The 12,360-nt window shown below is 73.9% G+C and carries 14 protein-coding genes; 6 read left to right on the top strand and 8 right to left on the bottom strand.

What is annotated here, in order from left to right; all coding sequences use genetic code 11:
• Positions 1–76 precede the first annotated feature (76 nt).
• The 4 genes from ACIGO6_RS04255 to ACIGO6_RS04240 all read right to left on the bottom strand — a co-directional run bounded on the left by ACIGO6_RS04255 (position 77) and on the right by ACIGO6_RS04240 (position 3,234).
• Complete coding sequence (locus tag ACIGO6_RS04255; RefSeq protein WP_399871013.1) at positions 77–763, bottom strand: response regulator; 687 nt, start codon at positions 761–763, stop codon at positions 77–79.
• A complete protein-coding gene (locus ACIGO6_RS04250) occupies positions 760–1,992 on the bottom strand; it encodes a sensor histidine kinase (protein ID WP_399871011.1) in 1,233 nt (410 codons plus the stop codon). Before ACIGO6_RS04250 ends, ACIGO6_RS04255 begins: the two co-directional genes overlap by 4 nt.
• A 151-nt stretch (positions 1,993–2,143) precedes the next feature.
• Positions 2,144–2,428, bottom strand: a complete 285-nt coding sequence (locus tag ACIGO6_RS04245) for a hypothetical protein (protein WP_399871010.1) — start codon at positions 2,426–2,428, stop codon at positions 2,144–2,146.
• 20 nt (positions 2,429–2,448) lie between these two features.
• Positions 2,449–3,234, bottom strand: a complete 786-nt coding sequence (locus ACIGO6_RS04240; protein WP_399871008.1) for a PspA/IM30 family protein — start codon at positions 3,232–3,234, stop codon at positions 2,449–2,451.
• A gap of 271 nt (positions 3,235–3,505) precedes the next feature.
• Here ACIGO6_RS04240 and ACIGO6_RS04235 point away from each other — a divergent pair, with 271 nt between their 5' ends.
• The 3 genes from ACIGO6_RS04235 (at position 3,506) to ACIGO6_RS04225 (ending at position 6,089) form a co-directional block, all read left to right on the top strand.
• Positions 3,506–4,144: a DUF3043 domain-containing protein gene (locus ACIGO6_RS04235; protein ID WP_399871599.1), complete on the top strand. Its 639-nt coding sequence runs from the start codon at positions 3,506–3,508 to the stop codon at positions 4,142–4,144.
• Positions 4,145–4,227: 83 nt separating this feature from the next.
• On the top strand, positions 4,228–4,929 hold the full coding sequence (locus ACIGO6_RS04230; RefSeq protein WP_399871005.1) for a class I SAM-dependent methyltransferase: 702 nt from the start codon (positions 4,228–4,230) through the stop codon (positions 4,927–4,929).
• Between the two features lie 77 nt (positions 4,930–5,006).
• Positions 5,007–6,089, top strand: coding sequence for a S1C family serine protease (locus tag ACIGO6_RS04225; RefSeq protein WP_399871003.1), 1,083 nt, complete (start codon positions 5,007–5,009; stop codon positions 6,087–6,089).
• 73 nt (positions 6,090–6,162) lie between these two features.
• On the opposite strand, the gene ACIGO6_RS04220 is transcribed toward ACIGO6_RS04225, so the two are convergent.
• The gene (locus ACIGO6_RS04220) at positions 6,163–6,381 is read right to left on the bottom strand and encodes a hypothetical protein (protein ID WP_399871000.1); all 219 of its coding nucleotides are present in this window, start codon (positions 6,379–6,381) and stop codon (positions 6,163–6,165) included.
• A 215-nt stretch (positions 6,382–6,596) separates the two neighbouring features.
• Here ACIGO6_RS04220 and ACIGO6_RS04215 point away from each other — a divergent pair, with 215 nt between their 5' ends.
• On the top strand, positions 6,597–7,796 hold the full coding sequence (locus ACIGO6_RS04215; protein WP_399870997.1) for a bifunctional adenosylcobinamide kinase/adenosylcobinamide-phosphate guanylyltransferase: 1,200 nt from the start codon (positions 6,597–6,599) through the stop codon (positions 7,794–7,796).
• Here the strand turns inward: ACIGO6_RS04215 and ACIGO6_RS04210 are convergent.
• Positions 7,785–8,507, bottom strand: a complete 723-nt coding sequence (locus tag ACIGO6_RS04210) for a class I SAM-dependent methyltransferase (RefSeq protein WP_399870994.1) — start codon at positions 8,505–8,507, stop codon at positions 7,785–7,787. The two genes, ACIGO6_RS04215 and ACIGO6_RS04210, sit on opposite strands and share 12 nt — an antisense overlap.
• Before the next feature lie 168 nt (positions 8,508–8,675).
• On the opposite strand from ACIGO6_RS04210, the gene cobT reads away from it, so the two are divergent.
• The gene (gene cobT / locus ACIGO6_RS04205; RefSeq protein WP_399870991.1) at positions 8,676–9,752 is read left to right on the top strand and encodes a nicotinate-nucleotide--dimethylbenzimidazole phosphoribosyltransferase; all 1,077 of its coding nucleotides are present in this window, start codon (positions 8,676–8,678) and stop codon (positions 9,750–9,752) included.
• 164 nt (positions 9,753–9,916) lie between these two features.
• Here cobT and ACIGO6_RS04200 read toward each other — a convergent pair whose 3' ends face one another.
• Positions 9,917–10,654, bottom strand: coding sequence for a hypothetical protein (locus tag ACIGO6_RS04200; protein WP_399870989.1), 738 nt, complete (start codon positions 10,652–10,654; stop codon positions 9,917–9,919).
• Between the two features lie 81 nt (positions 10,655–10,735).
• Between ACIGO6_RS04200 and ACIGO6_RS04195 the strand changes: the two genes are divergently transcribed.
• Positions 10,736–11,518, top strand: coding sequence for an adenosylcobinamide-GDP ribazoletransferase (locus tag ACIGO6_RS04195; protein WP_399870986.1), 783 nt, complete (start codon positions 10,736–10,738; stop codon positions 11,516–11,518).
• A gap of 34 nt (positions 11,519–11,552) precedes the next feature.
• On the opposite strand, the gene ACIGO6_RS04190 is transcribed toward ACIGO6_RS04195, so the two are convergent.
• A complete protein-coding gene (locus tag ACIGO6_RS04190; protein WP_399870984.1) occupies positions 11,553–12,338 on the bottom strand; it encodes an endo alpha-1,4 polygalactosaminidase in 786 nt (261 codons plus the stop codon).
• Positions 12,339–12,360 lie beyond the last annotated feature (22 nt).

The following is a 12,360-nucleotide window of genomic DNA, read 5'->3' as shown; positions in this document are numbered from 1 at the left end:
CGACCCCGGTTCCCTAGGCCCCAGGTCCATTTCCTTATGCGGCGCATACTCCCGCCGCAGTACGCCCGGGCCGGGGTCACTCCACCCTTGGACGTACCAGCCCGGATTCGTACGCGATGACGACCAGCTGGGCCCGGTCGCGGGCGCCCAGCTTGGCCATGGCCCGGTTGACGTGCGTCTTCACGGTGAGCGGGCTGACCTCCAGCCGCTCGGCGATCTCGTCGTTGGAGTGGCCCCCGGCGACCTGGACCAGGACCTCGCGCTCCCGCACGGTCAGCGACTCCAGCCGCTCGGCGCGGGCGGGATCGCGTTCGGCCTCGTCCGCCGTGCCCTGCTGGGCGAGGAAGCGGGCGATCAGCCCCTTGGTGGCGGCCGGGGACAGCAGCGCCTCACCGCCGGCCGCGACACGGATCGCGCTGAGCAGTTCCTCGGGTTCGGAGCCCTTGCCGAGGAAGCCGGAGGCACCCGCCCGCAGCGACTGCACCACGTAGTCGTCGACCTCGAAGGTGGTCAGTATGACCACGCGGACATGGGCGAGGGACGGGTCGGCGCTGATCATGCGGGTCGCGGCGAGGCCGTCCGTGCCCGGCATCCGGATGTCCATCAGCACCACGTCGGCCCGCTGTTCGGCGGCCAGCCGGGCCGCCTCCGCGCCGTCGGACGCCTCCCCCACCACCTCCATGTCGGGCTCGGAGTCGACCAGCACCCGGAAGGCGCTGCGCAGCAGAGCCTGATCGTCGGCGAGCAGGACACGGATCGTCATACGGGGTCCTCCGCGGCATTGGTGCGGTTCCTAGCCGGAAGGATCGCATGGACCCGGAAGCCGCCCCCGTAGCGGGGACCGGTGGTGAGGGCGCCGCCCACGGCGGTGACGCGCTCGCGCATGCCGAGCAGCCCGTGCCCGCCGCCGTCGGCCGGGGCCTCGGCGGGGACGTCGCCCTCGCCGCCGCCGTCGTCGAGCACGGTCACCTCGATGTCGGGCCCCACGCGCACCACGCTGACCTCCGCCTTCGCCCTCAGCCCCGCGTGCTTCTGCACATTGGTCAGGGCCTCCTGGATGATGCGGTACGCGGCCAGGTCGACGGCGGCGGGCAGTTCGGTGCCCTGGTCGGCGCGGGCCACCTCGACGTGGAGCCCGGCGTGGTGGAAGGTGCCGACGAGTTCGTCGAGGCGGTCCAGCCCGGGGGCCGGTTCGGTCGGCGCCTCGGGCTCGCCGGACTGGCGGAGCAGGCCGACCGTGGCACGTAGTTCGTTGAGTGCCGAGCGGCTGGCCGCCCGTACGTGGGAGAGGGCCTCCTTGGCCTGGTCGGGCCGTTTGTCCATGACGTGGGCGGCGACGCCGGCCTGGACGTTGACCAGGGCGATGTGGTGGGCGACGACGTCGTGCAGGTCGCGGGCGATGCGCAGCCGCTCCTCGGCGACCCGCCGGCGGGCCTCCTCCTCCCTGGTGCGCTCGGCCTTCTCGGCCCGGTCGCGGATGGCCTGGACGAAGGCGCGCCGGCTGCGGACCGCGTCCCCGGCGCTCGCGCCGATGCCGGTCCAGGCGAAGACGGCGAGGTTCTCCTGCGCGTACCAGGGCAGGGGTCCGGCCAGCATGGCGGCGCCGGTGAGCACGGTCATGGTGAGCAGGCCGACCCGCAAGGTGGTGGGACGGTCGGTGGAGGCGGCCACGGTGTAGAGGGCGACGACGGCGGACATGACCACGGGGGCGCGGGGGTCGCCGGTGACGCTCTCCACGACGGAGACGCCGCCGGTGACCGCGAGGACCGTCAGCGGGGCGCGGCGGCGGAACACGAGCGCGGCGGCGCCGACCGTCATCAGGAGCAGGCTGAGGGCGTCGGGCGTGCGCAGACCCCAGCTGACGCCCTCGGGGCCGTGCGGGTCCACGAACGAACCGGCGATCATGCACACCAGGACCGCCGCGGCGAGGGCCGCGTCCAGTGCGGAGGGGTGGGCGCCCAGTCTGCAGCGGGCGCGGGCGAGTGTGCTCACGGAGTTTTACGGTAGCTGGAGTGGGCGTCCGTCCGTATCGCACCCGGCGTGCAGTGGCCGTTGACCTGGGGGCTGCGCCCCCAGACCCCCGCTGTCGGCCTGAACGGCCTCGTCCTCCGCCGGACGGGCTGGAGTGCCTGACCGGCGTCCGTCAGGCACCCCCTGGAATCAGACCGTCGTCGCTCAGCAGTTCCTGGACGTCCTGCAAGGTGGCGTCCGGGGACGGGAGGATGAGGTCGGACGGCTCCAGGGAGTCGTCGGGGAGGGGCTCGCCCAGTTCGCGGACCTTGGCCAGGAGGGCCTGGAGGGTCGCGCGGAAGCCGGGGCCGTCGCCGTTCTCCATCTCGGCCTGGAGCTCGTCGTCCAGCTTGTTCAGCTCGGCCAGCCGGTCGTCGGCCAGCGTCAGCTGTCCCTCCCCCATGATCCGTACGATCATGTCGCCCTCCTAGGCGTGGGCTACTGCTTGTCGAAGCGCGGGGTGTCCTGCGGCTGCTGCTGGGACTGCGGCCGGCCCTCGCCGCCCTCGATGGCCTGGCGGTCGGAGGTGCTGCCGCCGGCCAGCTCGGCCTTCATGCGCTGCAGTTCCAGCTCTACATCCGTACCACCTGAGAGCCGGTCCAGCTCGGCCTGGATGTCGTCCTTGTGCATGCCGGACTGGTCGTCGAGGGCGCCGGAGGCGAGCAGTTCGTCGATGGCGCCCGCGCGGGCCTGGAGCTGGGCGGTCTTGTCCTCGGCCCGCTGGATCGCGAGGCCGACGTCGCCCATCTCCTCGGAGATGCCGGAGAACGCCTCACCGATGCGGGTCTGGGCCTGGGCCGCCGTGTAGGTGGCCTTGATGGTCTCCTTCTTCGTGCGGAAGGCGTCCACCTTGGCCTGGAGGCGCTGGGCCGCGAGGGTGAGCTTCTCCTCCTCGCCCTGGAGCGTGGCGTGCTGCGTCTCCAGGTCGGTGACCTGCTGCTGGAGGGCGGCGCGGCGGGAGAGCGCCTCGCGGGCCAGGTCCTCACGGCCCAGCGCGAGGGCCTTGCGCCCCTGGTCCTCCAGCTTGGACGACTGGGACTGGAGCTGGTTGAGCTGGAGCTCCAGGCGCTTGCGGCTGGTCGCCACGTCGGCGACGCCGCGGCGCACCTTCTGCAGCAGCTCCAGCTGTTTCTGGTACGAGTAATCGAGGGTCTCGCGCGGGTCCTCGGCCCGGTCAAGGGCCTTGTTGGCCTTTGCGCGGAAGATCATCCCCATACGCTTCATGACACCGCTCATGGGCTTCGCGCGCCCCCTTCTGACCGACTCCAGCTCCAGCACCTGCGACAGAACCCACAGTACGGGCCCTGCATCCATTACCGCACTGTTCGGGGACGGATGCGCTCATCCCCAAGGACGACTGCGTACGCTCCCGGTCCGGCGTAGGGAGTAGGTGCTCCCCGGGGTTGTCCGGAATGACCCGGTCCCCCAGGGTGTACGCAACGTCCCCTCTGTCCCCCTACAGACGACCGGCGTTGCCGGATCGTTCCCCACCGGGCTGGGGTCCACACCCCCGCACCCCGTACCCTTGGGTTTTGTGTTCCGTAGCCGTGCCAAGGAAGAGAAGGCCCAGAGCGCCGTCAGCGCGCCGGTGACCGACTCCAAGCAGCCCCGCGACCCGCAGGCCCCGAAGGGCAGGCCCACGCCCAAGCGCAGTGCGGCCCAGTCCCAGCGCCGCAGCGTCGCCAACACGCCGATGACGCGCAAGGAGGCCGCCAAGCGGCAGCGCGACGAGCGCCGGACCGCGATGCAGCGGCAGCGCGAGGCGCTGGCGAACGGCGACGAGCGGTACCTGCCGGCCCGTGACAAGGGCCCGGTCCGCAAGTTCGCGCGCGACTTCATCGACTCGCGGTTCAACATCGCGGAGTACTTCCTGCCGATGGCCGTGGTCATCCTCGTGCTGAGCATGATCCGGGTGGCCTCGCTGCAGAACGTCGCGCTGCTGCTGTGGCTGGTCGTGATCGTGCTGATCGTGCTCGACTCGATCGTCACCGGCTTCCGGCTGAAGAAGCGCCTCGCCGAGCGCTTCCCCGACGACCGCCGGCGCGGCGCGGTCGCCTACGCGCTGATGCGCTCCCTCCAGATGCGCCGGCTCCGGCTGCCCAAGCCGCAGGTCAAGCGCGGGGAGCGGCCCTGAGCACGACGCCGTTCACCGGCGGCGCGGCCGATGCCTGGCTGGGCGGGCTCGGCGGTCTGCGTGACGTCGTACGGCAGGAACTGGTGGCCCGGCAGCTCGACGAGCAGATAGCCGGGCGCTTCCCGGTCGGCAAGCGCCTGCGGGTGCTCGATGTCGGGATGGGCCAGGGCACCCAGGCGCTGCGGCTGGCACGGGCCGGGCACCAGGTGACCGGCCTGGAGCAGGACGCCACGATGATCGCGTGCGCGCGCAAGGCCCTGGCCGGCCAGCCGGAGGGCATCCGGGAGCGGATGCGGATCATCGAGGGGGACGGCCGGGACACCGGCGTGCACTTCCTGCCGGGCAGCTTCGACGTGGTGCTGTGCCACGGCGTGCTCATGTACATCGAGGAGCCCGACCCGCTGCTCGCGGGGCTGGCCCGGATGCTCGCCCCGGGCGGGCTGCTGTCGCTCCTGGTGCGCAATGGCGACGCGCTCGCCATGCGACCCGGCCTGTACGGCGAGTGGGCGGGCGCGCTGGCCGCCTTCGACTCGACCGTCTACCGCAATCGTCTGGGCCTCGACGTCCGCGCGGACCGGCTGGCGACGCTGACGGCGAAGCTGGCGGGCATCGGCGCCCCGCTGCACACCTGGTACGGCGTACGGGTCTTCACGGACACCGCGGCCGACGGCGCCGCGGTCCCGGACGACGTGGAGACCCTGCTGGCCGCCGAGGAGCGGGCGGGCCGGACGGATCCGTACCGGGGGGTCGCGGCGCTGCTGCATCTGTGCGGGGTGCGGGGCTGAGTCCGTCGCCCCCCTCGGGGCGCCCATTCGGATGAGTACCGGGCGCCGGGTTCGCCGGGCGCGGTGAGACTCGGGGCATGGACGTTTCCCGTATCCGTGCGTTCCGGCTCGGTGTTCCCGTCGCCGCGCTGCTGGTGGGCTCCCTGCTGTTCGTCGCCGGCTGCTTCGGATCGGATTCCGGGGCGGGATCCCGGGGCGAGGAGGAGGGCACGGCACAGGCCGCGGCGCCGAGCGCGGCCAACGACCTCCAGGACGACTACCTGCGGGTGATCAAGGACGTACTGCCGTCCGTCGTACAGATCCAGGCCGGGAACGACCTGGGCTCCGGGGTGGTCTACGACGACCGGGGGCACGTCGTCACCAACGCGCATGTCGTCGGGGACCGGGAGGACTTCCGGGTGACGACCGCCCACAGCGAGGAATCCCTGGCCGCGAAGCTCGTCTCGTCCTATCCCGAGCAGGACCTGGCCGTCATCAAGCTGGACCAGGTGCCGGAGGGGGTGCGGCCGGCCGGCTTCGGGGACTCCTCGAAGGTCGAGGTGGGGCAGATCGTGCTGGCGATGGGCTCGCCGCTCGGGCTGTCGTCCAGCGTGACGCAGGGCATCGTGTCGGCGACCGGGCGGACGGTCACCGAGGGCAGCAGCGGGGGCGGCACGGGCGCGACCATCGGCAACATGGTGCAGACGTCCGCGGCCATCAACCCCGGCAACAGCGGTGGCGCCCTGGTCAACCTCGACGGCCGGGTCGTCGGCATCCCGACGCTGGCCGCGATCGACCCGGGCCTGGGTGACAGCGCGGCTCCCGGCATCGGGTTCGCGATCCCGGCGTCGATGGTGAAGACGGTCGCCGACCAGATCATCGAGCACGGCCGGGTCACCGACTCGGGCCGGGCGGCGCTCGGCATCACGGGCCGTACGGTGGTCGACGACTCCTTCCGGCCCGCGGGCGTGGCGGTGGTCGAGGTCAGCAACGGCGGGGCCGCCGACCGGGCCGGGGTGCGGCCCGGGGACGTGATCGTCCGGCTGGGCGACACGGACGTCACCACGATCACCTCGCTCGCCGAGGCGCTGGCGTCGATGAAGCCGGGCGACCGGACGAAGCTGACGTACACCCGGGACGGCGACGAACACACCGCCGAGGTGACGCTGGGCGAGCAGTGACGGGAACACAGTGCCCGGGGCCGGGGGCGGGTCCGGGCAGGTCATGCCTGCCGGGTCCGCCCCCGCCCACCGGTCAGGCCTCCGCCTCCTCGGCGTGCAGGCTCATCGGGCCGTAGATCTCGGTGGAGTCCTCGAACAGCCGCACCTGGTCGGTGCCGCCCTCCTTGAGGTCCTTCCAGTGCTCCCCGATCCAGGACTCGGCGTCCCCTTGCGTGGTGAACTCCTCGGGCTGCACCGCGGGCTGGACCTCCGTCCCGCCGGCCGTCTCGAACCGCCACGTCCATGCCGCCATGTACGCCTCCAAGCTGTGAGCACGAGCAGAGCGGAGGCCGGATCCCGGTCCGGCTCCCGGTCGCAGCCTATGCGCTGAGCGGAGTACGCCGTAGAAGGCCGCGGGAGGCGGGCGGGACAAGTGCGGGGCGAGACCGTGCCGTCCCGTACGTCATGACCCGCCCCTCAGGGGGCCTCGGGCGCGCAGGTCGGCGGGGGACCGGGGAAAATCGGGGCGTGGACGTGACTCTGCTCGGCACCGGTGCCCCCGCGGGACTCCCCCGCCCCGACTGTCCCTGCGCGGCCTGTGCCGCGGCGCAGGGCGAGCACGCGCGCGCGGCGACCGCGCTGCTGGTGGACGGGGCGCTGCTGCTCGACCTGACGCCCGGTGCCGCGTTCGCCGCCGCCCGGGCCGGGCGCTCGCTGGCCGGCGTACGGCAGGTGCTGCTGTCCCACCCGCACGACGGTCCCGCCGTGGAGGTGCCGGCCGGGCTGCCGCAGCCGGGGCGGGTGCCGGACGGGCGGGAGCTGGCGCTGCTGACCGGGCACCGGGTGCGGGCGGTGGCGATGGACGCGCCGGGCACCGGGTACGCCGTGACGGGGCCGGACGGGCAGCGGCTGCTGTATCTGCCGCCGGGTGGGGCGCCGGCCGGGCTGGAGGAGCCCGCGGAGCCGTACGACCTGGTGCTCGCCGACGTCGTGGGGCGGCCGGACGCGCTGGCGAAGCTGCGGGCGGTGGGCGCGGCGGGCCCGACGACGGACGTCGTCGCCGTCCATCTGGGTCACGACGTGCCGCCGGGGCGGGAGTTGGGGCGCCGGCTCGCGGCGGCCGGGGCGCGGGCGGTGCCGGACGGGGCGACGCTGGTGGTGGGCTCGTACGAGGACGTGCCCGACGTGCCGCGGCGGACGCTGGTGCTGGGCGGGGCCCGGTCGGGCAAGTCGGTGGAGGCCGAGCGGCGGCTGGAGGCGTTCCCCGACGTGCTCTACGTGGCCACCGGCGGGTCCCGCAACGGGGACACCGAGTGGGCGGCCCGGGTCTGTGCGCACCGCGAGCGGCGGCCGGGTTCCTGGCGCACCGTGGAGACGTGCGACCTGGTGCCGCTGCTGAAGGACGACGGACCGCCGCTGCTCGTGGACTGCCTGTCGCTGTGGCTGACGGACGCGATGGACGCCGTCGGGGCGTGGGACGACGCGGAGTGGGCCGACGGCGGGGAACGGGCCCTCAGGGACCGGGTGCGCGAGCTGACGGAGGCGGTGCGCGCCACCCGGCGCACGGTCGTCGCCGTGTCGAACGAGGTGGGGTCGGGCATCGTCCCGGCCACGGCGTCGGGCCGCCGCTACCGGGACGAACTCGGTCGGCTGAACGCGGCGTTCGCCCAGGAGTGCGAGCAGGTGCTGCTGGTGGTGGCGGGGCAGGCGCTGGTGCTACGGGGCTGACGCGTCCTTGCGCGCGATGATCCGGTGGGCCCGCGTGCCGGTGAGGACCGTGCAGCCCTGGGCCGCGAGTTCGGCACGGAGCCCCACCGGGTGCGAGGCGCCGGGCGGGAGGACGCACAGGCGGCGCGGGTCGGCCACGTCGACGAGCAGATGGCCGCCGGGGCGCAGCACCTGGAGGGCGGCGCGCAGTTCGGCGCGGGGGTTGGGGACGCGTTCCAGTTGCTGGAAGAGGCTCACCACGTCGTAGCGGGCCCGCAGCCGGGCGGCGATGTGCGGGTCCGTCAGCCGTCCCACGAACGCCTCCTCGACCCGCTCGACCGCGCGGGCCCGCAGGACGCGGTGGGTGGGGTCCAGGCCGTCGAACGAGGTGTACGGGAAGTAGGCGCGGGCGGCGAGGGGGAAGTCGGCGTCGCCGGTGCCCACGTCCAGCCAGCTCTCGGGCTCGGGACAGCGGCCGAGCATCGCGCGGGCGGCCAGGCGGTGGCGCAGGCGGGCACCGGTGCGGGCCGGGGCGTCCTCCGTCGCCGGGGTGAGCGAGGGGTTGCGGAAGGTGTGCCGGCACTCCCGGCACCGGGCGAGGACGGACCGGCCGGGTACGGCTCGGCGCGGGGGGCGGGCCCGCAGCCGGCGGGAGCCGCACCAGGGGCAGTCCTCGCGGTGGGGTCCGTACCGCGGCATGGGCGGCACCGAAGGGGCGGAGGGCGCGGACATGGGCGGCTCCCGACGCGAGAGGGACGTACGAGGACGACGGGCGGGGCGGGTGACAATCCGCGCAAAACGTTACGTAGAGGAACGCGTTCCGTGGCGCAACGACGCCGCCGTGGCGCGGTGCGGACGGGCCCGCCGTGGTGTTCGACCGAGGCCGGTACTGTTCGGCGAATGAGCTCGCTGAATCTCGACGACTTCACCGATCTGATCGAGCGCCCCGACGGCGGGGTGCGCCGCGACGCCGAGGCACGCCGGGAGCGTCAGGTCGTCCCGCCCGGATCGCTGGGCCGCCTGGACGAACTGGGCGAGTGGCTGGCCGCGGCGCAGTCCGCCGTACCGGTGCGGCCGGTGGAACGGCCCCGGGTGGTGCTCTTCGCCGGCGACCACAAGGTGTCCGAGCTGGGCGTCTCGGCACGGCCCGCGGGCGGTGCCGGTGAGCTGGTGCGCGAGGTGCTGGAGGGCGGCCGGCCGGTGTCGGTGCTGGCCCGGCGCCTCGGCGTACCGGTACGGGTCGTCGACATGGCGCTGGACTGCGACCCCGAGTCGCTGCCGGCCGAGGTCGCGGGGCACCGGGTGCGGCGCGGCGGCGGGCGCATCGACGTCGAGGACGCGCTGACCCTCGAGGAGGCGGAGGCCGCCTTCCGGGCCGGGATGGCGGTGGCCGACGAGGAGGCCGACTCCGGTACGGATCTGGTGGTGCTCGGCGATGTGAGCGTGGGCGGGACGACGGCGGCGGGCGTGCTGGTCGCGGCGCTGTGCGGGACGGACGCGTCGGTCGTCACGGGGCGGGGCGGGCTGGCGATCGACGACCTGGCCTGGATGCGCAAGTGCGCGGCGATCCGTGACGCGCTGCGGCGGGCCCGGCCGGTGCTCGGGGACCAGTTGCAGCTGCTCGCGACGGTGGGCGGCGCCGACCTCGCCGCGATGACGGGCTTTCTGCTGCAGAGCGCGGTGCGGAAGATGCCGGTGATCCTGGACGGGGTCGTGACGGCGGCGTGTGCGCTGGTCGGGCAGCGGGTCGCGTTCCGGGCGCCGGACTGGTGGCTGGCGGCGCACGACAGCGGGGAGCCGGGGCAGGCGAAGGCGCTGGACCGGATGGCCCTGGAGCCGCTGCTGTCCCACGGTGTGACGGTGGGTGAGGGGGCGGGGGGTCTGCTGGCGTTGCCGCTGGTGCAGGCTGCGGCGGCGTTGGCGGCGGAGTTGCCGGAGGTCTCCGACGGGGGCGAGGGCGAGGGAGCCGAGGGTTGATCTGGCACCCGGCGTGAGTGCGGGCCGGGGGTGGGTGCGCTGCCCGGCGCTACGGGGTGCCGCCTGCGCCCACCCGTGCCGCCCCAGCGGCACGACTGCCCGCAGGCTGGGCGGTGCGACTGCCCGCAGGCTGGGCGGTGCGACTGCCCGCAGGCTGGGCGCGGCTAGGGGTTCGGGCGGCCGCCGATCCAGTCCTGGACTGTGCGGCGGGGGCCGGACCAGCGGCGGTCGTGGTGGTAGGCGCGCAGGCGGGACTTCGCGCGGGCGCGCGGGCGGCGGGTGTAGAAGCGGCGGGCCCAGGGAGAGCCGGGCCGGGCCAGGCGGATCGCGCCGACCAGGGCGAGGAGGGGCACGATCACCCCGAAGACCGCGAGGCGGGTCTTCCCCTTGGCCAGGGCGAGGAGGGCGAAGCAGAAGTTGCCCGCGACGGTCGCGATGACGTTGGCGCGGCCCTGCAACTCGTCCTCGGAGACGCCGTCGACGCCGAACGGCGTGAACCCGGCGAGGAGCAGGCCGACCAGGGCCGCCGTCACCACCACGACCTCCACGCTCTTGCGGCCCTCCGCGGTCCAGTAGACGTCGTCGAGGTGGAGGATCAGCGCGAACTCGTCCAGGACGAGGCCCGCCCCGATGCCGAAGACCACCGCGGCGAGGGCGGAGCCGAAACCGTGCCGGCCCCCCGCGACCGCGCCGAAGCCGCCGACGACGGTGAGGACGACCCCGGGCACGACGTGGTGGATGTGCACCCCGCCCGCCTCGACGTTGCCGAACGGGCCCCGGCCCGCGCGGATGAGCCGGGTGACGACCCGGGTGATCACGAACGTGAGCACGAAGGCCGCGAGGGCGAGAAGCAGCGGCAGCTTGCCCGGTTCCATGATGTTGCGCTGCCACCAATCGCCCATATCCGCACATTACGGCGGCCCGCCCGGTGCAGCATCCGTGCGCGACGCGGCGCCCCGGTGACCGCCGGGTAGTCTGCGCCGGTGCTCAGGACCCTCTCCCCCGACGGCCTCCGTTTCGCGTTCGGCACCCTCACCGTGCTCCCCGTCAGGGTGACCCGCTGGGACAGGGAGGCCGCGCGCGCCGGCATGCTGTGCGCGCCGCTGGTCGGCCCGGCGCTCGGTGTCGTCGCCGCCGCCGTCGGGCTTCTGCTGCTGTTCCTGGGCGCCGGGAGCCTGCTCGCCGCGGTCGCCACCGCCGCCGTACCCGCCGTACTCACCCGGGGGCTGCATCTGGACGGGCTGGCCGACACCGCGGACGGGCTCGGCAGCGGGAAGCCCGCCGAGGACGCGCTGCGGATCATGAAGCAGTCGGACATCGGACCGTTCGGCGTGCTCAGCCTCGTGTTCGTACTGCTGGCCCAAGTGGCCGCGCTGGCACAGGCCTACGACGGCTCCTGGGCGCGGGGCGCGCTCGCCGCCGTGGTCTCGGCGACCGCCGCCCGGCTGGCGCTGACGCTGGCCGCCCGGGCGGGGGTGCCGGCCGCGCGCCCGGAGGGGCTGGGCGCGGCGGTCGCCGGGGTGGTGCCGGCGGGCGGAGCGGCAGGAGCGGCCGCCGCCGTCACGGTGGCCGGCGCGGCGGCGGGCGCGTTCTTCGGACCGTACGAAGCGGTCCGTGCGGCGCTCGCCGTGCTGGGCGCGCTCGCCGTCGCCGAACTGCTGCTGCGGCGCTGCGTGCGTCGCTTCGGCGGGGTCACCGGTGACGTCTTCGGCGGGGTGGCGGAGACGGCGGCCACGACCGCGCTGGTCGTACTGGTCCTGGGCTGAGCCGGGCCGAGGACCGGCTCGGCCGCGGGGCGGCTCAGCAGGCCTCCCGCCAGACCCCCAGTTCGTACTTCTTCAGCATCGAACTCAGCCGCAGCTCACGGGACTCGGCGCAGAAGCGCTCGGTCGGCAGCTCGTACTCGACGTGGAAGACGGCCTTGTCGGCGTCGGTGAACGGCTTGTTGTCGGCGCACTCGCCGAACTGGGCGCACTGCTCGTTGACGGCGAAGTCGAAGTCGTCCACCAACTCCGGTATCTGGTCCAGGTCGTTCTTGAGGCCGACGGCCATGCCCCGGTCGTGGGCGAGCTCCGCTATCAGCCGGTTGTAGCGGAGCTGGTCGTCGGCGGTGAGCGGGAAGCCGGTCTCGTTCTTGTAGCCGTCCATGTTGTCGGGCTCGACGGCGTCGAAGCCCTTGTCGCGGCACATGTCGATGCGCGCGGCCATCAGCGGCTCCAGGACGTCCGTCGCGCGGATGTCCAGCCAGCGTTCGCCCTCCCAGCCGTTGCCCTTGCCCAGCACCGACTTCGGGAACTTCTCCGCGTCGGGGCGGAAGTCCTCCCAGGCGCCGGTGGACAGGTAGCAGATGACCTTGCGGCCGTCCTCGTGCAGGCCGGCCACCGTGGCCTCGGTGTGGTCGAAGCCGTCGATGTCGTAGACCGGCACGTCCACGGAGGTGTCCAGCTTGCCGCTGAGCTGCCACTGCCAGGCCGTGCCGGGCCGGGGCTGCCAGTGACCGGAGGACTCCGGCCGGTCCGCGGAAGGCGACGTGCAGCCCGCGAGCACCAGCAGGAGAAGGGCTGTCGACAGGACCGGGCGTCTCACGAGCGGGCTCCGATACGTGGGG

The organism is Streptomyces sp. NPDC053750 (genome assembly GCF_044544295.1).
In the GTDB taxonomy this organism is placed as follows: domain Bacteria; phylum Actinomycetota; class Actinomycetes; order Streptomycetales; family Streptomycetaceae; genus Streptomyces.
This window is presented reverse-complemented; position numbering and strand designations above follow the sequence as displayed.

Coding starts and splice junctions, on each gene's coding strand:
- ACIGO6_RS04225 (WP_399871003.1), top strand. CDS start 5,007: ATGGACGTTTCCCGTATCCGTGCGTTCCGGCTCGGTGTTCCCGTCGCC.
- ACIGO6_RS04240 (WP_399871008.1), bottom strand. CDS start 3,234: ATGAAGCGTATGGGGATGATCTTCCGCGCAAAGGCCAACAAGGCCCTT.
- ACIGO6_RS04255 (WP_399871013.1), bottom strand. CDS start 763: ATGACGATCCGTGTCCTGCTCGCCGACGATCAGGCTCTGCTGCGCAGC.
- ACIGO6_RS04200 (WP_399870989.1), bottom strand. CDS start 10,654: ATGGGCGATTGGTGGCAGCGCAACATCATGGAACCGGGCAAGCTGCCG.
- ACIGO6_RS04210 (WP_399870994.1), bottom strand. CDS start 8,507: ATGTCCGCGCCCTCCGCCCCTTCGGTGCCGCCCATGCCGCGGTACGGA.
- cobT (WP_399870991.1), top strand. CDS start 8,676: ATGAGCTCGCTGAATCTCGACGACTTCACCGATCTGATCGAGCGCCCC.
- ACIGO6_RS04245 (WP_399871010.1), bottom strand. CDS start 2,428: ATGATCGTACGGATCATGGGGGAGGGACAGCTGACGCTGGCCGACGAC.
- ACIGO6_RS04220 (WP_399871000.1), bottom strand. CDS start 6,381: ATGGCGGCATGGACGTGGCGGTTCGAGACGGCCGGCGGGACGGAGGTC.